The organism is Variovorax restrictus (genome assembly GCF_051216715.1).
In the GTDB taxonomy this organism is placed as follows: domain Bacteria; phylum Pseudomonadota; class Gammaproteobacteria; order Burkholderiales; family Burkholderiaceae_C; genus Variovorax.
Map to the genome: position 1 here is coordinate 261,540 of NZ_JBPJZH010000002.1, position 21,260 is coordinate 282,799.

Here is a 21,260-nt window from a genome sequence, read left to right on the forward strand (position 1 = left end):
CCTTTACTGCACGAAGCCGATGCGGCTGCGGCAGGCGGCACTGCGTGGCAGATCGTCCACCTGCACGTCTTCGCGGTGCGCCAGCCGCGCATTGCCGAAGCCGGTCATCAGCGCCCGACGCATCTCGCGCGGCGCCACGGCGGCCAGGTGATCGAGCACGTCGTCGCTCGGCTCGGGCGACACGAGGCGGCCCCAGTCGTGGTCGGCGCGGATCGAGGCATAGAGCTGCCGCGCGATCTGCCGGGCCGCCTCGTGCGACGGCGCTTCGACCTCGAACACGTTCATCCGGTTGAGGATGGGTTCCGGGATGCCGCGCGCGTCGTTGGCGGTGGTGATCCAGATGACCTGGCTGGCATCGATCGGCACCTCGGCGAACTCGTCGACGAAGGCATGCGCGGTGTCGTGCTCCAGCAGGCTGTAGAGCGCGCCGAGCGGGTCGTACTGGGCATCGGTGCCGGCCTTGTCGATCTCGTCGATCACCATCACCGGGTTGGCGTACTGGCCGTCGACGAGCGCCTCGAAGACCTTGCCCGGCTTGGAACCCTTCCACTGCGAGGACGCGCCCGACAGCAGCCAGCCGGCCGTCATCGAACTCATCGGCACCAGCGACATGCCGGTGCCCAGCAGGTCGGCCAGCTTCTTCGCGAAATGGGTCTTGCCGATGCCCGGCGGGCCGAGCAGCAGGATGGGCGTCACTTCCAGCCCGTCGCGGCTGTCCTGCGCGAGGGCGACGTGGCGGCGCACGTCGTCGAGCACCTCGGTGAAGTTGGGCAGCTGGGCGTACAGCGAGGCCATGTCCGGCACGCCGCTGGGCTTAACCTGGAAGCGATCGGGGCCGCGCTCGAGCATGCGTTCGTAGGTGGTGCGCAGATGCTCGTGATCGCGGTCGGGGAGCTTGGCGAGCTTGCGTTCGACATCGTGCGGCTGCAACACGCTGCGCAGCTGCGCCACAGGCAGCTGGAACGACGAAGAAGCAGGGATCAGGTCGTGGGACGAGCGGGAATCCATGAACACCTCCAGTGACGTGCTGTCAAACACAGCATAAGCCGTGCCGGACACCATTGGATGTGGATGTTTTCGCGCTTTCCCGTGTTCGCGACAGCCGCGCGGCGTGTCAGACGGGCGCGTTGATCACCTGCTGCAACTCGCCGGACTCGTACATCTCCATCATGATGTCCGAGCCGCCGACGAACTCGCCCTTCACATAGAGCTGCGGGATCGTCGGCCAGTTGCTGTACTCCTTGATGCCCTGGCGGATCTCCTGGTCGTCCAGCACGTTGACGGTCTTGAGCGCCTTGGTGTCGACGCCGACCGCCTTGAGGATCTGGATCGCGCGGCCGGAGAAGCCGCACATGGGGAAGCTGGCGTTGCCCTTCATGAAGAGCACGATGTCGTTGGTCTTGACGAGGTCGTCGATGCGTTGCTGAGCGTCGGGCATGGTGGGAACTCCTGGATTGGGCTGAGAGGGATTATTTCACTGCAGCGGTTTGTCCGCCGCCGGTGGGGGTCAAGCCCCGGCGCGCCGTGCGCCGGAGCAGCGTTCGATGCCGGCCAGGTCGGGGCGCGACTGCACGGCCTCGAAGCCGGCGGCGGCCAGCAGCGCGCGCACCGCCGCCGCCTGGTCGTGGCCGTGCTCCAGCAGCAGCCAGCCGCCGGGCGCCAGGTGGGCCGGTGCGTCGGCGACGATGCGGCGGAGGTCGTCGAGGCCGTCGGCGCCCGAGACCAGCGCCGATGCGGGCTCGTGGGCCAGCGCCGGCAGGTGCGGGTCGCCGGCGGCGATGTAGGGCGGGTTGGAGACGATCAGGTCGTAGCCCGACGCGGCACCCGCCAGCCAGTCGGCCTGGGCGAAGCGCACCGCCAGGCCCAGCCGCTGCGCGTTGCCGCGCGCCACGGCCAGCGCCTCGGCGCTGGCATCGACCGCGTCGACCACGGCATCGGGCCGCGCATGCTGCAGCGCCAGGGCGATCGCGCCGCTGCCGGTGCCCAGGTCGAGCACCGTCGGCCGCGGGCGGTCCAGCGCGACTTCCAGCGCCCATTCGACCAAGGTCTCGGTGTCCGGCCGCGGCACCAGCACGCGGGCGTCGACCTGCAGCGCCAGGCCGTGGAATTCCTTCTCGCCGAGCAGGTAGGCCACCGGCTCGCCGGCCCGGCGTCGTGCGCACAGGGCGGCCAGCGCCGGCCAGGCGTCGGACGGCAACGCGTCGCCGTCATGGGCCAGCAGCCAGGCGCGCTCGTGCACCGGCCGGCCGAGCGTGTGCAGCAGCAGCAACTGGGCGTCGAGGCGGTCGAGGCCGAGCGCCGCGACGGCACGCAAGGCTTGGGCGACCGTGTCCGGTGCCGTGGTCATCCCGGCAGGCTCGATTCCAGCTCCGCCAGTTGCTCGGCCGCGCGTGCGGCCTGCAGCGCGGCCAGCACGTCGCCCAGGTCGCCTTCCATGATCGACTGCAGCTTGTAGAGCGTGAGGTTGATGCGGTGGTCGGTGAGCCGGCCCTGCGGGAAGTTGTAGGTGCGGATGCGGTCGCTGCGGTCGCCGCTGCCGATCAGGCCCTTGCGAACCGCCGCGTCCTTGGCGGCGCGCTCGCTGCGGTCCTTCTCCTGAATGCGGGCCGACAGCACCTGCAGCGCCTTGGCCTTGTTGCGGTGCTGGCTACGGTCGTCCTGGCATTCGGCCACGATGCCGGTCGGGATGTGCGTGATGCGCACCGCCGAATCGGTCTTGTTGATGTGCTGGCCACCGGCGCCGCTGGCGCGGTAGGTGTCGATGCGCAGGTCGGCCGGGTTGATCTGCACCGCCACCGTCTCGTCGGGCTCGGCCAGCACCGCCACCGTGCAGGCGCTGGTGTGGATGCGGCCCTGCGTCTCGGTGGCCGGCACGCGCTGCACGCGGTGGCCGCCGGATTCGAAGCGCAGCTGGCCGAACACGTCGTCGCCCACCACGCGGACCACGACTTCCTTGTAGCCGCCGAGCTCGCTCTCGCTCTCGCTCACCACCTCGCAGCGCCAGCCGGCGCGCTCGAAATAGCGCGTGTACATGCGCAGCAGATCGCCGGCGAACAGGGCCGACTCGTCGCCACCCGTGCCGGCGCGGATTTCCAGGAAGGCGTTGCGCGCGTCGTCCGGGTCTTTGGGCAGCAGCAGGCGCTGCAGCTCGTCGTCCAGCTTCCGCAATTCCTCCTCGGCGCCGGTGATCTCTTCCTGGGCCATCTCGGCCATGTCGGGGTCGTCGAGCATCTCGCGCGCCCCGGCCAGGTCGGCCTCGAGCTGCTGGTAGCGCGCGTAGCGCCCGGCGATCTGCGTGACCTCGGCATGCTCGCGCGAGATGACGCGGTACTGCGCCATGTCGGACATGATGTCCTTGCGCGAAAGCAGGAAGTCCAGTTCGCCGAGGCGTTGCGCATAGCGCTCGAGTTGGTGGCGGAGGAAGGGTTTCACGGGCAATGGACTCAGGATCGGGGCCGTACGCGAAGGGCGCGAAGGTTTCGCGAAAGGCGCGAAAAAAACCGCAAGAGGTTTTCGGGTTTCCTTTTGCGTCCTTCGCGAAACCTTCGCGTCCTCTGCGTCCGGAAACCCGTATTCGACCGAGCGTCGCTAACGCTCTTTGCGCAGGAACAGGCGCGAGATGGTCTGCGCCGTCTGCTCGCGCGAGGCGGCATCGCCGGCGTGCAGCTCGGCCAGCGCGCCGTGCAGCATCTTCTGCGTGAGGCCGCGCGACAGGGCTTCGAGCACCGCGTCGACCGATTCGCCCCGGGCCAGCAGCTTGCGCGCACGGGCCAGTTCGGCGGCACGCCACTCATCGGTCTGCGCGTTGAGTTGCTGGATCAGCGGCACGGTGCCGCGCTGGCCCAGCCAGTGCATGAAGTTCTGCACGCCGGCGTCGATGATGACCTCGGCCTGCGCCACCGCCGCCTGGCGGTTGGCCTGGCCCTGCTGCACCACCTGGGCGAGGTCGTCGACCGTGTAGAGGTACACGTCCTCCAGCGCCTTCACCTCGGGTTCGATGTCACGTGGCACGGCCAGGTCGACCATGAACATCGGGCGGTGCTTGCGCTGCTTGAGCGCCCGCTCGACCGCGCCCAGGCCGATCAGCGGCAGCGTGCTGGCGGTGCAGCTCACGACGATGTCGAAATCGGCCAGCCGCGCGGGCAGGTCGGCCAGCCGCATGGCGGTGCCGCCGAAGCGGGTGGCCAGCTTCTCGCCGCGTTCGAGCGTGCGGTTGGCGATGGTGATGGACTTCGGTTCCTTGGCGGCGAAGTGCGTCGCGGCCAGGTCGATCATCTCGCCCGCGCCCACGAAGAGCACGCGCGTTTCCTTGAGGTCCTCGAACAACTGGCCCGCCAGGCGCACCGCGGCGGCGGCCATGCTGATCGAATGCGCGCCGATCTCGGTGGCGCTGCGCACTTCTTTGGCGACCGCGAAGGAGCGCTGGAACAGCTGGTTGAGCGTGCTGCCCAGCGCGCCGGCGCTTTCGGCGGCGCGCACGGCGTCTTTCATCTGGCCGAGGATCTGCGCCTCGCCCAGCACCATCGAATCGAGCCCGCTGGCCACCCGGAAGGCATGGCGCGCCACGGCGTCGTCGTGCAGGGTGTAGGCATGCGAACGCAGCAGGGCCGGGGAGACGCCGCCGCTTTCGGCCAGCCAGCCGACCGTGTGGTCCAGCGCGGCGGCGTGCTCGGCGGCGCAGTAGATCTCGGTGCGGTTGCAGGTGGAGATGATCGCCGCCTCGACCGCCGGGTGCCGGCCGGAGGCGAACGAGGTGCGCAGGCTCTGCAGCGTGGGAGCGATCTGATCGAGCGCGAACGCGAAACGACCGCGCAGGTCGAGCGGCGCGGTCGTGTGGTTCAACCCGAGGGCCCAGACTGACATAGACCGCGATTATAAAATTTGTGGAGCGCCGCGCCGTTTGACGCCGCGCAAGTCCTGCCCCGCCGCTGCGGCATGCCCCGTTTCCCCTCTCCCTGATGCCGCCACTCGCCCTGATCGACCACCTGCTGAACTTCGTCGCGCCCGCCTTCTTCGTGGCGCTGACGCTGGCGATCCTCGCGCGGTGGATGTTCCGCCGCAACGCGGGAGCGCCGGGCTTCTGGACGCAGATCGCCATCAACGCCATCGCGGGCGTCGCCGTGCTGGCGGTCGGCCTCATGTACTTCGGCCGCGACGGGAAGATGGCCACCTATGCCGCGCTGGTGGCGGTGTGCGGCACCGTTCAGTGGTTCCTGGCGGGCGGCTATCGGCGCTAGGCCGCGGGCGGCGGTGGCGGTGCAGCCGTGACCGGCGGCGGCTCGCCCGGCACGGTCGGTTGTGGCGGCGGCGGTGCCGCGTAGGCGACCAGCGGCAGGTCGGCCTGCTTCAGGCCGTCGAGCATGCTGAAGAGCAGGTCGCTGCGCACGCCCCCGGCCAGCCGCGGGCTTTGCACGTACGCGATCACCTGAAAGATCAGGAAGCCGTTCTCGATACCATCGAGCATGACCGACGGCGCGGGTGTGGGCAGGATGCCGTCGTGCGCAGTGCAGGCCGCCATCAGCACCTCGCGCGCCCGGTTGGCGTCGGTGGTCAGCGGCATCGGCAGGCGGATCAGCACCCGGCCCTCGGCGTTGGCCAGCGTCATGTTGCGCACGGTCTTCGTGATGAATTCCGAGTTCGGCACGATCAGCGTCGAGCGGTCGCCCAGCTGGATCTCGGTGGCGCGCACGTTGATGCGCCGCACGTCGCCCTCGGCCGTGCCGAGCACCACCCAGTCGCCCACCTTCACCGGTCGTTCCGCCAGCAGGATCAGGCCCGAGATGAAGTTCTGCACGATCGCCTGCAGGCCGAAGCCGATGCCCACCGACAGCGCGCTGGCCACCCATGCGATGCGCTCGACGCCGATGCCCAGCGCCGACAGCGCCGAGGCGACCACCAGGATGCCGCCGACATAGCCCAGCAGCGTGGTGAGCGAACTGCGCATGCCCGGCTCGAGCGTGGTGCTCGGCAGGTAGCTGTTGTCGAGCCAGTGCTTGACGAGCCGCAGCGCAATGAAGCCGATCACCAGCACCCCGAGCGCGCCCAACAGCGCCCCCGGCACCAGCTCGAACTGACCCACCTTGAGGCTGTTGCCGACCTGGCCGCTGCGATCGAAGAGCTCGTCCGGCGTAGTGCCCAGCGGCGCCAGCAGGGCGATCACCAGGTAGAAGAACAGCGTGACGCGGCTCACGGCCGACAGCACCACGGCCGCCTGGTCGAGGGTCGTCGGTGCCACGTTCAGGCTTTTCTGCAGACGCTGGCCGACATTGCTGCGCGACGACAGCAGCGCCATCGCCAGGTCGTCGGCGAACTTGAACAGCAGGTACGCTGCCGCGGCCACCACGCCGGTCCAGATCAGCTGGCTGGCGATGAAGCTGGCCAGCGAGACGTAGCCGACAGCCACCAGCACGCAGATCGCGATCAGCACCGCCGCGACGCCGCCGGTCAGCAGGCCGACCCAGAGCGGGCGTTCCGGCAGGGGGGCGGGCGCATCGGCCGGCGTTTCGGCGGGCTTGGCGTCGGCCGGCTTGGCCGCATCGGCGGTGCCGAGCTCGGCCTCGGGCAGGCGCAACCGCATCACCATGATGGCAGTGAGCGCAGTGAGCGTCAGCGCGCTGGCGGCGTGCGTGAGCACGGTGGCCGCCAGACTCGCATCCATGATCGTATTGACCTGGGTCGTGAGCCAGCTCAAGGTGCTGACGCCGGCGATCAGCCAGGGGAAGAAGGCCATGCGCGCGGCCATGCCATCGGCCATCGGCGGCAGCCGCCAGGTCGGTCGGCGCTGCGCCAGCAGGGCCCGCCCGAGGCCGATGACGAAGCCCACGAAGAGCGCGAAGCGGGCCACCGCATCACCCAGTCGCAGTGCGAGCGGACCCCACTCGCCGGCTTCCTGCAGTGTCTGCCAGGCCCACTGCGCGGTCAGCCCCACGATAAGCACAGTGGCCACCACCGTGCTGAGCGCCAGCAGCGAGCGCCGCAGGCGGCCCTTCGGAAAGACGCGGGACGCCAGCTGCGTCAGGGCATGCTCGGCGGCCCAGGTGCCGACGAAGGCCAGCAGCAGCGCGCAGACGAGCGCGGCCACGACCATGCCGCCATGCGCGCCGCGCAGCGCGGTCGATGCGCCGGTACGCACCTCCATCGCGAACGCCTTCAGCCGTTCGCTGTCGGCCGGCCACGCCGCCGCGACACTGCGCCAGAAGGCGCCGCCCAGCGGCGAATGCGTTCGCTCGAGCAGCCGCGCCTCGAACAGGGCGCGGCGCTGCGACCGCAGGTCGCTGGCACGCTGCTGGGCGTCGACCGACACCAGCCGCGCGAGGCGGATGTCGGCATCGAGCGCATTGCGCTCCTTTTCGAGCGCGGCGCGCTGGCGCGTGATGTCGGGATCTTCGGCCGTACCCTTGGGGGGTGCCGCGCCCAACTCGCCGAGGCGGGCGTTGAGATCGGCCAACGGACCTTCGCGCGACGCCACGAAGCGCTGGGCGAGGCCCACGATGTCCTGCGCCTCGGCGACGAAAGCGGTGATGTCCTCGTTGCGTTCGACCGTCTCGGGAATCTTGTCCAGCCGCGCGCGCAGCGCGGGCACGGTCACCTCGGGGCCGAGCGGGGTGCTGCTGTCGGCAACGGGTGTCGCGGCGGCGGTCGACGATTGCGCCCAGACGGGGCTCGCGGCGGCGAGCAGCGCCGCCAGAAGCCCGGCCGCGAGCCAGCGTGGAAGGAATGTCATCGGGCCGATTATGGAAGCCCGGCCGGTGACAGAACGCTACCGGCGGCAGCGAGGCAGCGGCTCAGCGGCCGGGGCTGAACAGGTCGACCCGATCGGTGATGATGCCGTCGGTGCCGAGGGCGACGAGCCGCTCGGCCGCCCACTCGTCGTTCACGGTGTAGCTCAGCGTGCGCAGGCCGGCGTCGCGCGCCTGCGCGACGGTGTGCGCGTCCCACAGCGCGTGGTTGCAGACGATCGCCACGCATCCCAGGTCGAGCGCCGCAGTCAGCCAGCCGTCCCACAGCGTGTCGAGCAGCAGGCCGCGAGGCAGCCCGGGCGCCGTGTCGCGGGCACCGGCCAGCGCGTCGGTCTTGAAGGAGGTGAGCAGTGGCGGGGTCGCCTGCCCGGCCCACAGCCGGTGCGCGTCGCGCGCCACCACCTCGCCGGTGCGGCGCTCCACGCCCGGCGTCGGCTTGATCTCGATGTTGAGCAGGTGGCCGTTGTGCAGGCAGAAGCGCGCGATGTTCTCCAGCGTCGCCAGCGGCTCGCCCGCGAAGGCGCGCGAATGCCAGCTCCCGGCGTCGAGCTGCGACAGCGCGTGCCAGGGCTGATTGCCACCGACGCCATGGCCGCTGGTCGTGCGCTCCAGCGTGCTGTCGTGCATCAGGAAAGGCACGCCATCGGCGCTCAGCTTGACGTCGCATTCGAACATGCGGTAGCCGTGCTGCGCGCCCAACCGGAAGGCCGCCAGCGTGTTCTCCGGCGCCAGCTTGCCGGCGCCGCGGTGGGCGACCCAGCGGGGGTAGGGCCAGTTCTTCCCGATGCTCATGTCAGATATCTACCATTCCTCTGCGGGCCCCATGGCGGATGAGACCGGCGCAGCCAAATACCAGGGATACCGCGGAGCCGGCTCTGCCGGGCCGCTGGTATCGCTCCCTTGAGGGGGAGGCGCTGAAGGCGCTTCGGGGGTGTTTCATCACCCTGCGCGTTTTCCGGAGCCCGCGTCGAACCAGTGCAGGCTGTCCTGCGGTGCCGAGATGTGCACCGTGTCGCCGGCCGTCGGCGGCTGGTCGGCCGCGTCGGTGCGCATGATGATCTGCTCGTCGCCGATGCGGCCATACACCAGGCGCTCGGCGCCCAGCAGTTCGACGTGTTCGACCTGCACCGTCCAGCCGGTCTGGTCGAGCTTCAGGTGCTCCGGCCGCACGCCCAGGATATGGCCGGGGCGCACGCCCGGCGCGTGCTTGAGCAGGTTCATCGGCGGCGAACCGATGAAGCTGGCGACGAAGGTGGTGGCGGGGCGGTTGTAGACCTCTTCGGGCGTGGCGAACTGGTCCATCACGCCGCCGTTCATCACGATGATCCGCTGCGCCAGCGTCATGGCCTCGACCTGGTCGTGCGTGACGAATAGCGAGGTGATGCCCAGCTCGCGGTGCAGCTTCTGGATCTCGATGCGGGTCTGCGCGCGCAGCTTGGCGTCGAGGTTCGACAGCGGCTCGTCGAACAGGAAGACCTGCGGCTGGCGCACGATCGCGCGGCCCATGGCCACGCGCTGGCGCTGGCCGCCGGACAGCTCGCGCGGCTTGCGCTCGAGCAGGTGGCCGAGCTCGAGGATCTTGGCGGCCTTGTCGACGCGCGCCTTGATCTCGTCCTTGGACACACCCTGAATGCGCAGGCCGTAGGCCATGTTGTCGAAGTTCGACATGTGCGGGTACAGCGCGTAGTTCTGGAACACCATCGCGATGTCGCGCTGGGCCGGCTCCAGGTCATTCACCACGCGCGGGCCGATGGCGATATCGCCGGCACTGATTTCTTCCAGGCCGGCCACCATGCGCAACAGGGTGGATTTGCCGCAGCCCGAGGGGCCGACGATGACCACGAATTCGCCATCGTTGATCTCGGCGCTCACGCCGTGGATCACTTGGTTGGCCTTCGGGCCTTTGCCGTAGCGTTTGATGACGTTGCGAAACGAAAGAGCTGCCATTTTCTTCTCGGTATTGCCTCAACGCGAGGCGCGAATTCTTTTCGAGGAACACCGCGGAACTGGCTTTGCCAGTCCGCTGGTGTTGCCCCCGGTAGGGGGTGGGAGCTGCGACACGAAGCGCGCAGCGACCTGGGGGCGAGCCTATTTCTCGGTATCTACGAGGCCCTTGACGAACCATTTCTGCATCAGCATCACCACCAGCGTGGGCGGCAGCATCGCGAGCAGGGCCGTGGCCATGATGATGTTCCAGTCATTGGCGGCTTCACCGCCGGCCAGCATCCGCTTGATGCCGATCACCACCGGGTACATGTCCTCGGAGGTGGTCATCAGCAGCGGCCACAGGTACTGGTTCCAGCCGTAGATGAACTGGATCACGAACAGCGCCGCGATCGAGGTCTTCGACAGCGGCACCAGCACGTCCTTGAAAAAGCGCATGGGGCCTGCGCCGTCCACGCGGGCCGCTTCCACCAGCTCGTCCGGCACCGTCAGGAAGAACTGGCGGAACAGGAAGGTCGCGGTGGCCGAGGCGATCAGCGGCAGCGTCAAGCCGGCGTAGCTGTTGAGCATGCCCAGATCGGCCACCACCTTGTAGGTGGGCAGGATGCGCACTTCCACCGGCAGCATCAGCGTCACGAAGATGGCCCAGAAGCACAGCTTCTTGAACGGGAAGCGGAAATAGACGATGGCGAAGGCCGACAGCAGCGAGATGGCGATCTTGCCGACGGCGATGACCATCGCCGTCACGAAGCTGATCCACATCATGCGTGCCACGGAGGTGTTGAACCCCTGCTTGCTCTCGCCGAACAGCGCCGTGCTGTAGGTGTTCCAGAAGTTGCTGCCGGGCAGCAACGGCATGGGCGCCTGCACGATGGCATCGGGCGTGTGGGTGGAGGCCACGAAAGCCAGATAGAGCGGAAAGGCCACGATCAACACGCCGACGATCATGACGGCGTGCGACAGCACGGTGACCCAGGGGCGACGGTCGATCATGCGCGCGCTCCGTTGTGAAAGAAGGTGGGGGCGACGGGCGTCATTAGTATTGAACCTTCTTCTCGACGTAGCGGAATTGCACCACCGTGAGCGCGACGACGATGATCATCAGCACCACCGATTGCGCGGCAGAGCCGCCGAGGTCCAGTGCCTTGAAGCCGTCCTGGTAGACCTTGTAAACCAGGATCGAGGTGGACTGGCCGGGGCCGCCGGCGGTCATCGCGTCGATGATGCCGAAGGTGTCGAAGAAGGCGTACACCACATTGATCACCAGCAGGAAGAAGGTGGTGGGCGAGAGCAGCGGCAGCTGGATGCTCCAGAAGCGGCGCCACGGGCCGGCCCCGTCGATGGACGCGGCCTCGATGAGCGACTTCGGGATCGATTGCAGGCCCGCGAGGAAGAACAGGAAGTTGTACGAGATCTGCTTCCAGACCGAGGCGACGACGATCAGGGTCATGGCCTGGTCCTCGTTCATCAAGTGGTTCCAGTTGTAGCCGAGCTTCCCCAGGTAATAGGTCGCGACACCGAGGGACGGCGAGAAGATGAACAACCACAGCACGCCCGCGATCGCCGGCGCCACGGCATACGGCAGGATCAGCAAGGTCTTGTAGAACATGGCGCCGCGCACGATGCGGTCGGCGAAGATGGCCAGCCCCAGGGCCAGGCAGATGCCGGTGACGGCCACCAGCACCGAGAACATGGCGGTGGTCTTGAACGAGGCCAGGTAGCCAGCGTCGTTGAAGATGCGCTGGAAGTTCTCCAGCCCCACCCATTCGGTGCTCATGCCGAAAGCGTCTTCCGTCTGCAGCGACTGCAGCAGGGCCTGGCCGGCGGGCAGGAAGAAAAAGACGGTGATGATGACCAGCTGCGGCAGCAGCAGGATCCAAGGTAACCATTTCGACCGGAACAGGACGCGTTTTTCCATCGTCGCTCAGCTTTCGGGACAGGACAGGAGAGGGCAGGCAGGCCGCCGGCAAGGGGACAAACAGCAGGCGGCGCCGAAGCGCCGCCCAGTCATCAAACTGTCACATTGTCATCGAAATGCGCGCCGCCCCGGTGGGGCGAGGCGCTGCATCGTGACGATGCGACCGTGCGCGATTACTTCTTGCCGCCGTTGGCCGCTTCGAAGCGCACCAGCAGTTCGTTGCCGCGCGAGACGATGCTGTCCAGCGCATCCTTGGGCGACTTCTTGCCGCCCCAGACCTGTTCGAGTTCCTCGTCCTCGATGGTGCGGATCTGCACGTAGTTGCCCAGGCGGATGCCGCGCGACTTGTCGGTCGTCTTGCGGATCATCTGCGTCACGGCGATGTCGGTGCCCGGGTTCTTTTGATAGAAGCCGGACTTGTCGGTCAGGTCGTAAGCGGCCAGTGTGATGGGCAGGTAGCCCGTGCGCTGGTGGCTGGCAGCCTGCACCTTGGTCTGCGACAGGAAGTTGAAGAATTCGGCCACGCCCTTGTATTCGGCAGGCTTCTTGCCGGACATCACCCACAGCGAGGCGCCGCCGATCACGGTGTTCTGCGGTGCGCCCTTCACGTCGGGGTAGTAGGGCAGCGAAGCCAGGCCGTACTTGAACTTCGCGTTCTTGGCCACGTCGCCGTAGAAGCCCGAGGAGGTCTGGATCATGGCGCACTCGCCCGAGGTGAACGAAGCCTGTGCGTCCGAGCCGCGGCCCTTGTAGACGAACTCGCCGGCCTTGGCGGCGGCGGCCAGGTTCTCGATGTGCTTGACGTGCAGCGGCGAGTTGATCTTCATGCGCGCCTTGTAGCCGTCCTTGGACAGGCCGTTCTGCTCGGTCGCGAACTCCACGTTGTGCCAGGTCGAGAAGCTCTCGAGCTGCGTCCAGCCCTGCCAGGCGAGGGTCATCGGGCAGTTGTGGCCGCTGGCCTTGAGCTTCTTGGCCGCCTCGAACACTTCGGGCCAGGTGGCGGGCGCCTTGTCGGCGTTCAGGCCGGCCTTCGCGAAGGCGTCCTTGTTGATGTAGAACACCGTGGTCGAGCTGTTGAAGGGGAAGCTCAGCATCTGCCCGTTGGGCGCGGTGTAGTAACCGGCCACAGCGGGAATGTAGGTGGACGGGTCGAAGGTGAGACCGGCGTCGGTCATCACCTTGGCCACGGGCACGGTGGCGCCCTTGCTGGCCATCATGGTGGCGGTGCCCACTTCGAACACCTGCAGGATGTGCGGTGCGTTGCCGGCGCGGAAGGCCGCGATGGCCGCGGTCATGCCTTCGGTGTAGTTGCCCTTGAAGGTGGGCACGACCTTGTATTCCTTCTGGCTCTCGTTGAACTGGCGAGCCAGGTCATTGACCCACTCGTTGTTCACGGCGGTCATCGAGTGCCACCACTGAATTTCAGTCTGCGCCTGGGCAGTGGTGGCAAAGGTCGCCGCGAGCGCCGTGGTCAAGGCGAGCATTTTGAATCGCATGAAGACTCCTGAAGGGGAATTTGGAAAGCGTGAAAAGCGCGAATGCTAGGGGCTGTGTGTGACACAACCGCGTCACATTTGACGCATGGGCGGGGATGACGACCAAGCGGGGAAACCCTTTTGGTGCCATGTGCGCCCATGGCGCCCCATCGGCGTGCTGCGCTGCACCATGCTAGCATTTCCGCTTCGTTTTTCGGCTCTGCCTCCGAGCCCTGTCGGGGGCCTTCATGACCGCCATGAGCAAGACCTCCCTCGACAAAAGCAAGATCAAGTTCCTCCTCTTGGAGGGCATCCATGCCTCGGCGGTGGAGGTCATCCGCGGCGCGGGCTACACCCAGATCGAGATGCTGCCGAAGGCGCTTCAGGGCGAAGAACTCAAGGCCAAGCTGGCCGACGTGCATTTCCTCGGCATCCGCTCGCAGAGCAAGCTCACGGCCGACGTGCTATCGGCCGCGCCCAAGCTGGTGGCCGTCGGCTGCTTCTGCATCGGCACCAACCAGGTCGACCTGAACGCGGCGCGCGAGCGCGGCGTGGCGGTCTTCAACGCGCCGTATTCCAACACCCGCTCGGTGGCCGAACTGGTGCTGGCCGAGGCGATCCTGCTGCTGCGCGGCATCCCGGCCAAGAACGCGCTGGTGCATCGGGGCGGCTGGATGAAGTCGGCCGCCCAGTCGCACGAGATCCGCGGCAAGACACTGGGCATCGTGGGCTACGGCTCCATCGGCACCCAGCTGTCGGTGCTGGCCGAAGGGCTGGGCATGCATGTGGCCTTCTACGACGTGGTGAGCAAGCTGCCCCTGGGCAACGCGCGCCAGGTGCCGCAATTGCACGACCTGCTCGCGCAGAGCGACATCGTGAGCCTGCACGTACCCGAACTGCCGTCGACCAAGTGGATGATCGGCCCGGCCGAGATCGCCGCGATGAAGCCGGGCGGCATCCTGATCAATGCCGCGCGCGGCACGGTGGTCGACATCGACGCGCTGGCCGAAGGCATCACCAGCGGCAAGCTCTGGGGCGCGGCCATCGACGTGTTCCCGGTCGAGCCGGGCAGCAACAATGAAGAGTTCCAGTCGCCGCTGCGCGGGCTGGACAACGTGATCCTCACGCCGCACATCGGTGGCTCGACGATGGAGGCGCAGGCCAACATCGGCGGCGAGGTGGCCGAGAAGCTGGTGAAGTACAGCGACAACGGCACCTCCATCACGTCGGTGAACTTCCCCGAAGTGGCGCTGCCGGCCCACCCGGGCAAGCATCGCCTGCTGCATATCCACCACAACGTGCCGGGCGTGCTCTCGGCCATCAACCAGGTGTTCGCGGACAACCACATCAACATCGCGTCGCAGTACCTGCAGACGAATGAGAAGGTGGGCTACGTGGTGACGGACATCGACGCGGCGTCGTCGGAGCTGGCGCAGGAAAAGCTGGCGCAGGTGCCCGGCACCATCCGCAGCCGGGTCCTTTTCTAACCCGCGAGCGCTTGGGTCGGCGCTGACTTAAAATCGCCGGCCCGGTTCAAGGGCGCGCAGCGTCCTGCCGAGGCTGCTCCCCGATGAACGCTCCGATCGCGCTGACTGCGTTGTTGACGCAGGCCGCAGAGCCCGCCCGACTCCGCGAGATCCCGTACAACTACACCAGCTTCTCCGACCGAGAAATCGTCATTCGCCTGCTCGGCGAACGCGGCTGGTCGCTGCTGCAATCGCTGCGCGACGAGCGCCGCACCGGGCGATCGGCACGCATGCTCTACGAGGTGCTTGGCGACATCTGGGTGGTGCAGCGCAACCCGTACCTGGTCGACGACCTGCTCGACAACCCGCGCCGGCGCGGGCAGCTGGTCGATGCGCTGAACCATCGGCTGACAGAAGTTGGCAAGCGCCGCACCCCCGACGTGGATGCGCAGCGAGACCTGCTGGTGGGCGAATTGACCGCGTTGGTGGCCCAGGCCATCGCCACCTTCGACACGATGTTCAACGATGTGGCCGCGCTGCGCCGCAAGGCCACCCGCGCCTTCCGCCGGCTGACCGCCAAGGACAACATCAAGTTCGACGGCCTCTCCCGCGTGTCGCACGTGACCGACGCGACCGACTGGCGCGTCGAATATCCGTTCGTCGTGCTGTGCCCCGACACAGAGGCCGAGATGGCAGGGCTGGTCAAGGGCTGCATCGATCTGGGCCTGACCATCATTCCGCGTGGCGGCGGCACCGGCTACACCGGCGGCGCGATCCCGCTCACCTGGAACAGCGCGGTCATCAACACCGAGAAGCTCGAGGCGATGACCGAGGTCGAGCTGATGGCGCTGCCCGGCCTCGACGACGCCGTGCCGACCATCTGGACCGAGGCCGGCGTGGTCACGCAGCGCGTGGCCGATGCGGCCGAGCGCGCGGGCTACGTCTTCGCGGTCGACCCGACCTCGGCCGAGGCTTCGTGCGTCGGCGGAAACGTCGCGATGAACGCGGGCGGCAAGAAGGCCGTGCTGTGGGGCACCGCGCTCGACAACCTGGCCTCGTGGCGCATGGTGACGCCGCAGGCCGAGTGGCTCGAGGTCACGCGCGTGGGCCACAACCTCGGCAAGATCCACGACGTCGACAGCGCCGTGTTCGACCTGCAGTACTTCGCCGCCGACGGCCGTACCAAGCTGCGCAGCGAGCGCCTGGAAATCGCCGGCAAGACCTTCCGCAAGGAGGGCCTCGGCAAGGACGTGACCGACAAGTTCCTCTCGGGCCTGCCGGGCATCCAGAAGGAGGGCTGCGACGGCCTGATCACCAGCTGCCGCTGGGTGGTCCACAAGATGCCGGCGCACACGCGCACCGTGTGCCTGGAGTTCTTCGGCAACGCCAAGGACGCGGTGCCCAGCATCGTGGAGATCAAGGACTTCATGTTCGCCGAGCAGAAGCGCTCGGGCGTGCTGCTGGCCGGCCTGGAGCATCTCGACGACCGTTACCTGAAGGCCGTCGGCTACGCGACGAAATCGAAGAAGCACGGCGGCCTGCCGAAGATGGTGCTGTTCGGCGACATCGCCGGCCACGACGCCGACGATGTGGCGCGCGTCACGTCGGAGGTGGTGCGCATCGCCAATTCGCGCAGCGGCGAAGGCTTCATCGCCATCAGCCCCGAGGCGCGCAAGAAGTTCTGGCTCGACCGCAAGCGCACGGCCGCCATCAGCCGCCACACCAACGCCTTCAAGATCAACGAAGACGTGGTGATCCCGCTGCCACGGATGGCCGAGTACACCGACGGCATCGAGCGCATCAACATCGAGCTGTCGCTGCAGAACAAGCTGGCCTTCGCCGATGCGCTGGAAGCCTTCTTCGCCCGCGGCAACCTGCCCCTGGGCAAGACCGATGACGCCAACGACATCCCGTCGGCCGAGCTGCTGGAAGACCGCGTGGCGCAGGCCATCGCGCTGGTGCAGGACGTGCGCGCGCTGTGGGCCGGTTGGCTGCAGGACGTCGACGCGCTGTTCCCGCAGCTGCAGGACCATTCGCTGCGCGCCAGCTGGAAGACGCAGATCCGCGCGCCGCTGCAGCAGATCTTCACCGGTGCCGAATTCGCGCCGATCCTGGCCGAGTGCAATGCCATCCACCAGCGCGTGCTCAAGGGTCGCGTCTGGGTCGCGCTGCACATGCACGCCGGCGACGGCAACGTGCACACCAACATCCCGGTCAACAGCGACAACTACGAGATGCTGCAGAGCGCGCATGCCGCCGTGGTGCGCATCATGGCGCTGGCGCGCTCGCTCGACGGCGTGATCTCGGGCGAGCACGGCATCGGGATCACCAAGCTCGAATTCCTGACGGATGCCGAGCTGCAGCCCTTCACCGACTACAAGCAGCGCGTCGACCCGGAAGGGCGCTTCAACAAGGGGAAGCTGCTGCGCGCCGACACGCCCGCCTCGCACGGTCTGCATGCTGACCTGACCAACGCCTACACGCCGAGCTTCGGCCTGATGGGCCACGAGTCGCTGATCATGCAGCAGAGCGACATCGGCGCCATCGCCGATTCGGTCAAGGACTGCCTTCGCTGCGGCAAGTGCAAGCCGGTGTGCGCCACGCACGTGCCGCGGGCCAACCTGCTCTACAGCCCGCGCAACAAGATCCTCGCGACCTCGTTGCTGGTCGAGGCCTTTCTGTACGAAGAGCAGACGCGCCGCGGCGTGAGCATCAAGCACTGGGAAGAGTTCGAGGACGTGGCCGACCACTGCACGGTCTGCCACAAGTGCCTGTCGCCGTGCCCGGTGAAGATCGACTTCGGCGATGTGTCGATGAACATGCGCAACCTGCTGCGCAAGATGGGGCAGAAGAGCTTCCGCCCCGGCAACGCGGCGGCGATGTTCTTCCTGAACGCGACCAACCCGTCGACCATCAAGGCGATGCGCGTGGGCATGGTCGACATCGGCTTCAAGGCGCAGCGCCTGGCCAACGATTTCTTCCGCCTGCCGGCGAAGAAGCAGACCGCTGCGCCGCCGGCCACGCTCGGCCCGGCGCCGATCAAGGAACAGGTCATCCACTTCATCAACAAGAAGATGCCCGGTGGCCTGCCGAAGAAGACGGCCCGCGCCCTGCTCGACATCGAGGATGCCGACTACGTGCCGATCATCCGCAACCCGAAGGCGACGACGGCCGAGACCGAGGCCGTCTTCTATTTCCCCGGCTGCGGCTCGGAGCGCCTGTTCTCGCAGGTCGGCCTCGCGACGCAGGCGATGCTGTGGCACGCCGGCGTGCAGACGGTGCTGCCGCCAGGTTATCTCTGCTGCGGCTACCCGCAGCGCGGCAGCGGCCAGTTCGACAAGGCCGAGAAGATGATCACGGACAACCGCGTGCTCTTCCACCGCGTCGCGAACACGCTGAACTACCTCGACATCAAGACCGTGGTGGTGAGCTGCGGTACCTGCTACGACCAGCTGCAGGGCTACCAGTTCGACAAGATCTTCCCCGGCTGCCGGATCATCGACATCCACGAGTACCTGCTCGAGAAGGGCATCACGCTGGGCGATGCCGGTGGTGGCGGCTACCTGTACCACGACCCGTGCCACAGCCCGATGAAGCTGCAGGACCCGATGAAGACAGTGAAGGCGCTGGTCGGCGACAACGTGCTCAAGAACGACCGCTGCTGCGGCGAATCCGGCACGCTGGGCGTGACGCGGCCCGACATCTCGACGCAGATTCGCTTCCGCAAGGAAGAGGAACTGAAAAAGGGCGAAGCCCAGCTGCGCGACAGCGGCAAGGTCGAGGCGAAGGGCAACGTGAAGATCCTCACCAGCTGCCCGAGCTGCCTGCAGGGCCTCTCCCGCTACGGCAACGACCTGAACAACGGCCTGCTCGAAGCCGACTACATCGTGGTCGAGATGGCCAACCAGATCCTCGGCGACCAGTGGCTGCCCGATTACGTGGCCGCGGCGAACAACGGCGGGATCGAGCGGGTGCTGGTTTGACCCGCGTGTCGGGCTGTGTGCTGTGCGAAGGCGCTGGCGGGCGCCTGGTGTGCGAGGCGTCCGAGTTCCGCGTGATCCATGCGGACGAGGCGGGCTTTCCCGGCTTCTACCGCGTCATCTGGCGCGACCATGCGGCGGAGTTCTCCGACCTGTCGGCGGCCGACCGCGCGACGTGCATGGAGGCCGTCACCACGGTCGAGCAATGCCTGCGCGACCATCTGGCCCCCGCCAAGATCAATCTCGCCGCGCTCGGCAACATGGTGCCGCACCTGCACTGGCACGTGATCGCGCGGTACGAATGGGACACGCATTTCCCCGCGCCGGTCTGGGCCGCTGCACAGCGAGACCGCGACGCCGACAGGGAGGCCGCGGTGCGGGCGCGACTGCCAGCCGCCGAGGCTGCGATGATCGCGGCACTCAGCAAAAGGACATCCTGATGGCAGGTCTGCAAGCCGGCGCTCCGACGCCGCAATCGATCACCGTGCACAACAAGTCGAAGGTGCTGGAAGTCGGCTTCTCCGACGGCGCGAGCTTCCGCATCCCCTTCGAGCTGATGCGCATCTATTCGCCGTCCGCCGAAGTGCAGGGCCACGGCCCAGGCCAGGAAATTCTGCAGACCGGCAAGCGCAACGTTGGCCTGCTCGAACTCGAATCGGTCGGCAACTACGCCGTGAAGCCGGTCTTCACCGATGGCCACGAGAGCGGCATCTTCTCGTGGAACCTGCTCTACGAACTCGGCCAGAAGCAGGACGAACTCTGGGCTGAGTACGAGCGCCGCCTAGTCGCTGCCGGCGTCGACCGCGACGCGCCCATGATGCCGGCCGCCCCCGCAGGCGGCCATGCCTGCGGCAGTCATTGATCGTGCCCAACGCCAAAGCCCGGCGTCCGAGCGGGGTCGTCTGCTTGATCCCGGCGCCAACGACCTAACATCTGAGAAACCATGAGCACCACCCACTTCGGATTCGAGAACGTCGACGAGAGCGAGAAGGCGCGCCGCGTGCGCGGTGTCTTCGACTCGGTCGCGACGCGCTACGACCTCATGAACGACCTCATGTCCATGGGCTTGCACCGCGCCTGGAAGGCCTACACCGTGATGGTCGCGAACGTGGGCGAAGGCTCGCGCGTGCTCGACATCGCCGGCGGCACCGGCGACCTGGCGCTGGCCTTCGCGAAGAAGGTGGGCGCCAGCGGGCAGGTCGTGCACACCGACATCAACGAAGCCATGCTGCGTACCGGTCGCGACCGCTTGCTCGACGCCGGCGTGTCGCTCCCGACGATGGTGTGCGACGCCGAGAAGCTGCCGTTCCCCGACAACCACTTCGACGTCGTCACCGTGGCCTTTGGGCTGCGCAACATGACGCACAAGGATGTGGCGCTCAAGGAAATGAACCGCGTGCTCAAGCCCCACGGCAAGCTGCTGGTGCTGGAGTTCTCGAAGGTCGCCAAGCCGCTGCAAAAGGCCTACGACCTGTATTCCTTCAAGGTGCTGCCGCGGCTGGGCAAGGCGGTGGCGGGCGACGACGCGAGCTACCGCTACCTGGCGGAGTCCATCCGGATGCACCCCGCGCAGGAAGAGCTCAAGACCCTCATGAAAGAGGGTGGTTTCGGTCATGTGGACTATCACAACATGACGGGCGGCGTGGTCGCCCTGCATGTTGGAATCAAGTGTTGAATTCGCGAAGTTCCTTCGCGCATGAGGAGATGAAATGAAGAAGTTGGGATCCCTTTTGATGGTGTGCGTGCTGACCCTGGCGAGCGTGCACGCCGAAGCCGCCCGCATCGGCGGCGGCAAGTCCTTCGGTCGCCAGTCGGGCAACGTGACCCAGCGGCAAGCCACGCCACCGGCCAATCAGGCCACGCCGGGCGCGCCTGCGCAGAATGCCAACCCGGCCGCACGCCCCGGCACGCCGGCCGCCGCTGCCGCACCGAAGCGGCCATGGGGCGCGATGCTCGGCGGCCTGGCCGCCGGCCTCGGTCTGGCCTGGCTCGCGAACTCGCTGGGCCTGGGTGCCGCCTTCGGCAACATCCTGCTGATCGCGCTGGTGGTCATGGCCGGTCTGATCGCCTGGCGCATCTTCGCCGCGCGCCGCAACAATGCGCCGCGCAGCAGCAACCAGGGCGGCTTCGCCTTCCAGGGCGCGGGTGCTTCGCCGTCCGACGCCGCCACGCCGGCGCAGTACAGTCCGGCCAAGGTCGGCAACGATGCCTCGGCGCGCCCCTGGGAAAGCAACACGGCCGCCTTCGACGCAGCGCCCGAGCGCAGCAGCGGCTCCTCCATGGCCGGCGCCGCGGGTGCTGCCGGCGGCAGCATGATCGGTTCGGCACTGAGCGGCGCGCAGTCCTGGGGCATCCCCGCAGGCTTCGACGTCGACGGTTTTCTGGCGGCAGCGAAGCGCAACTTCGTCACCCTGCAAGACGCCTGGGACCGGTCCGATATCACGCTGCTGCGTTCGATGATGACCGACTCGATGGTCGGCGAGATCCGTTCGCAACTGGCCGAGCGTGAGACCCACACCGGCGGTCAGCCGAACAAGACCGAGGTCGTGATGCTCGACGCGCAACTGCTCGGGATCGAGGAGACGCCCGACGCCTACATGGCCAGCGTCGAGTTCTCCGGGATGATCCGCGAGGACGCATCCTCCGGCCCGAGCCCTTTCCGCGAGGTTTGGAACATGACCAAGCCGATCGACGGTCGTGGCGGCTGGGTGGTCGCAGGCGTTCAGGCGCTGCAGTAA

At 67.5% G+C, this 21,260-nt stretch carries 18 protein-coding genes; 7 read left to right on the forward strand and 11 right to left on the reverse strand.

All coding sequences use genetic code 11. The features are described from left to right. Positions 1-3: 3 nt before the first annotated feature. The 5 genes from ACSFA0_RS15785 to hemA form a co-directional block, all read right to left on the reverse strand. On the reverse strand, positions 4-1,008 hold the full coding sequence (locus ACSFA0_RS15785) for an AAA family ATPase (RefSeq protein WP_435451216.1): 1,005 nt from the start codon (positions 1,006-1,008) through the stop codon (positions 4-6). Positions 1,009-1,114: 106 nt separating this feature from the next. After that, the gene (gene grxD / locus ACSFA0_RS15790) at positions 1,115-1,438 is read right to left on the reverse strand and encodes a Grx4 family monothiol glutaredoxin (protein ID WP_435451217.1); all 324 of its coding nucleotides are present in this window, start codon (positions 1,436-1,438) and stop codon (positions 1,115-1,117) included. 69 nt (positions 1,439-1,507) lie between these two features. Next, on the reverse strand, positions 1,508-2,347 hold the full coding sequence (prmC, locus tag ACSFA0_RS15795; RefSeq protein ID WP_435451218.1) for a peptide chain release factor N(5)-glutamine methyltransferase: 840 nt from the start codon (positions 2,345-2,347) through the stop codon (positions 1,508-1,510). Beyond that, a complete protein-coding gene (gene prfA / locus ACSFA0_RS15800; protein ID WP_435451219.1) occupies positions 2,344-3,432 on the reverse strand; it encodes a peptide chain release factor 1 in 1,089 nt (362 codons plus the stop codon). The genes prmC and prfA overlap by 4 nt, the downstream gene beginning before the upstream one ends. 156 nt (positions 3,433-3,588) lie before the next feature. Continuing rightward, entirely contained in the window at positions 3,589-4,863 is a 1,275-nt protein-coding gene (hemA, locus tag ACSFA0_RS15805; protein WP_435451220.1) for a glutamyl-tRNA reductase, read from the reverse strand. A 95-nt stretch (positions 4,864-4,958) separates the two neighbouring features. On the opposite strand from hemA, the gene ACSFA0_RS15810 reads away from it, so the two are divergent. Beyond that, positions 4,959-5,237, forward strand: a complete 279-nt coding sequence (locus ACSFA0_RS15810; protein ID WP_435451221.1) for a hypothetical protein — start codon at positions 4,959-4,961, stop codon at positions 5,235-5,237. Here ACSFA0_RS15810 and ACSFA0_RS15815 read toward each other — a convergent pair. The 6 genes from ACSFA0_RS15815 to ugpB form a co-directional block, all read right to left on the reverse strand. Next, a complete protein-coding gene (locus ACSFA0_RS15815) occupies positions 5,234-7,723 on the reverse strand; it encodes a DUF3772 domain-containing protein (protein WP_435451222.1) in 2,490 nt (829 codons plus the stop codon). The genes ACSFA0_RS15810 and ACSFA0_RS15815 overlap by 4 nt on opposite strands. 61 nt (positions 7,724-7,784) lie before the next feature. Then, positions 7,785-8,531 (reverse strand): glycerophosphodiester phosphodiesterase, encoded by a 747-nt coding sequence (gene ugpQ / locus ACSFA0_RS15820; RefSeq protein ID WP_435451223.1) that lies wholly within the window; start codon positions 8,529-8,531, stop codon positions 7,785-7,787. Between the two features lie 147 nt (positions 8,532-8,678). Next, positions 8,679-9,686 carry a sn-glycerol-3-phosphate ABC transporter ATP-binding protein UgpC gene (ugpC, locus tag ACSFA0_RS15825; protein WP_435451224.1) on the reverse strand — a complete coding sequence of 336 codons (1,008 nt, stop codon included), beginning with the start codon at positions 9,684-9,686 and terminating at the stop codon, positions 8,679-8,681. Between the two features lie 141 nt (positions 9,687-9,827). Next, a complete protein-coding gene (gene ugpE / locus ACSFA0_RS15830; protein WP_435451225.1) occupies positions 9,828-10,676 on the reverse strand; it encodes a sn-glycerol-3-phosphate ABC transporter permease UgpE in 849 nt (282 codons plus the stop codon). 43 nt (positions 10,677-10,719) lie between these two features. Then, complete coding sequence (ugpA, locus tag ACSFA0_RS15835; RefSeq protein WP_435451226.1) at positions 10,720-11,601, reverse strand: sn-glycerol-3-phosphate ABC transporter permease UgpA; 882 nt, start codon at positions 11,599-11,601, stop codon at positions 10,720-10,722. A 173-nt stretch (positions 11,602-11,774) separates the two neighbouring features. Continuing rightward, positions 11,775-13,097, reverse strand: a complete 1,323-nt coding sequence (gene ugpB / locus ACSFA0_RS15840) for a sn-glycerol-3-phosphate ABC transporter substrate-binding protein UgpB (RefSeq protein ID WP_435451227.1) — start codon at positions 13,095-13,097, stop codon at positions 11,775-11,777. A gap of 236 nt (positions 13,098-13,333) precedes the next feature. On the opposite strand from ugpB, the gene serA reads away from it, so the two are divergent. From serA to ACSFA0_RS15870, 6 genes are all read left to right on the forward strand, one after another. After that, positions 13,334-14,563: a phosphoglycerate dehydrogenase gene (gene serA, locus ACSFA0_RS15845; protein ID WP_435451228.1), complete on the forward strand. Its 1,230-nt coding sequence runs from the start codon at positions 13,334-13,336 to the stop codon at positions 14,561-14,563. A gap of 83 nt (positions 14,564-14,646) precedes the next feature. Continuing rightward, positions 14,647-18,525 (forward strand): DUF3683 domain-containing protein, encoded by a 3,879-nt coding sequence (locus tag ACSFA0_RS15850; protein ID WP_435451229.1) that lies wholly within the window; start codon positions 14,647-14,649, stop codon positions 18,523-18,525. Beyond that, positions 18,522-18,962 carry an HIT family protein gene (locus ACSFA0_RS15855; protein ID WP_435451230.1) on the forward strand — a complete coding sequence of 147 codons (441 nt, stop codon included), beginning with the start codon at positions 18,522-18,524 and terminating at the stop codon, positions 18,960-18,962. The genes ACSFA0_RS15850 and ACSFA0_RS15855 overlap by 4 nt, the downstream gene beginning before the upstream one ends. Continuing rightward, positions 18,962-19,384 carry a gamma-butyrobetaine hydroxylase family protein gene (locus ACSFA0_RS15860; RefSeq protein WP_435451231.1) on the forward strand — a complete coding sequence of 141 codons (423 nt, stop codon included), beginning with the start codon at positions 18,962-18,964 and terminating at the stop codon, positions 19,382-19,384. Before ACSFA0_RS15855 ends, ACSFA0_RS15860 begins: the two co-directional genes overlap by 1 nt. Before the next feature lie 81 nt (positions 19,385-19,465). Next, on the forward strand, positions 19,466-20,197 hold the full coding sequence (gene ubiE, locus ACSFA0_RS15865) for a bifunctional demethylmenaquinone methyltransferase/2-methoxy-6-polyprenyl-1,4-benzoquinol methylase UbiE (protein WP_435451232.1): 732 nt from the start codon (positions 19,466-19,468) through the stop codon (positions 20,195-20,197). Positions 20,198-20,231: 34 nt separating this feature from the next. Next, positions 20,232-21,260 carry a Tim44 domain-containing protein gene (locus ACSFA0_RS15870; RefSeq protein WP_435451233.1) on the forward strand — a complete coding sequence of 343 codons (1,029 nt, stop codon included), beginning with the start codon at positions 20,232-20,234 and terminating at the stop codon, positions 21,258-21,260.

Excerpts from the sequence above, each read along its gene's own strand:
- ubiE (WP_435451232.1), top strand. The coding sequence starts at position 19,466 with ATGAGCACCACCCACTTCGGATTCGAGAACGTCGACGAGAGCGAGAAG.
- ugpE (WP_435451225.1), bottom strand. The coding sequence starts at position 10,676 with ATGATCGACCGTCGCCCCTGGGTCACCGTGCTGTCGCACGCCGTCATG.
- ACSFA0_RS15815 (WP_435451222.1), bottom strand. The coding sequence starts at position 7,723 with ATGACATTCCTTCCACGCTGGCTCGCGGCCGGGCTTCTGGCGGCGCTG.
- serA (WP_435451228.1), top strand. The coding sequence starts at position 13,334 with ATGAGCAAGACCTCCCTCGACAAAAGCAAGATCAAGTTCCTCCTCTTG.
- ACSFA0_RS15810 (WP_435451221.1), top strand. The coding sequence starts at position 4,959 with ATGCCGCCACTCGCCCTGATCGACCACCTGCTGAACTTCGTCGCGCCC.
- ACSFA0_RS15870 (WP_435451233.1), top strand. The coding sequence starts at position 20,232 with ATGAAGAAGTTGGGATCCCTTTTGATGGTGTGCGTGCTGACCCTGGCG.
- grxD (WP_435451217.1), bottom strand. The coding sequence starts at position 1,438 with ATGCCCGACGCTCAGCAACGCATCGACGACCTCGTCAAGACCAACGAC.
- hemA (WP_435451220.1), bottom strand. The coding sequence starts at position 4,863 with ATGTCAGTCTGGGCCCTCGGGTTGAACCACACGACCGCGCCGCTCGAC.
- ACSFA0_RS15850 (WP_435451229.1), top strand. The coding sequence starts at position 14,647 with ATGAACGCTCCGATCGCGCTGACTGCGTTGTTGACGCAGGCCGCAGAG.
- prmC (WP_435451218.1), bottom strand. The coding sequence starts at position 2,347 with ATGACCACGGCACCGGACACGGTCGCCCAAGCCTTGCGTGCCGTCGCG.
- ugpC (WP_435451224.1), bottom strand. The coding sequence starts at position 9,686 with ATGGCAGCTCTTTCGTTTCGCAACGTCATCAAACGCTACGGCAAAGGC.
- ACSFA0_RS15860 (WP_435451231.1), top strand. The coding sequence starts at position 18,962 with ATGGCAGGTCTGCAAGCCGGCGCTCCGACGCCGCAATCGATCACCGTG.
- ugpA (WP_435451226.1), bottom strand. The coding sequence starts at position 11,601 with ATGGAAAAACGCGTCCTGTTCCGGTCGAAATGGTTACCTTGGATCCTG.
- ugpB (WP_435451227.1), bottom strand. The coding sequence starts at position 13,097 with ATGCGATTCAAAATGCTCGCCTTGACCACGGCGCTCGCGGCGACCTTT.
- ACSFA0_RS15785 (WP_435451216.1), bottom strand. The coding sequence starts at position 1,008 with ATGGATTCCCGCTCGTCCCACGACCTGATCCCTGCTTCTTCGTCGTTC.
- ugpQ (WP_435451223.1), bottom strand. The coding sequence starts at position 8,531 with ATGAGCATCGGGAAGAACTGGCCCTACCCCCGCTGGGTCGCCCACCGC.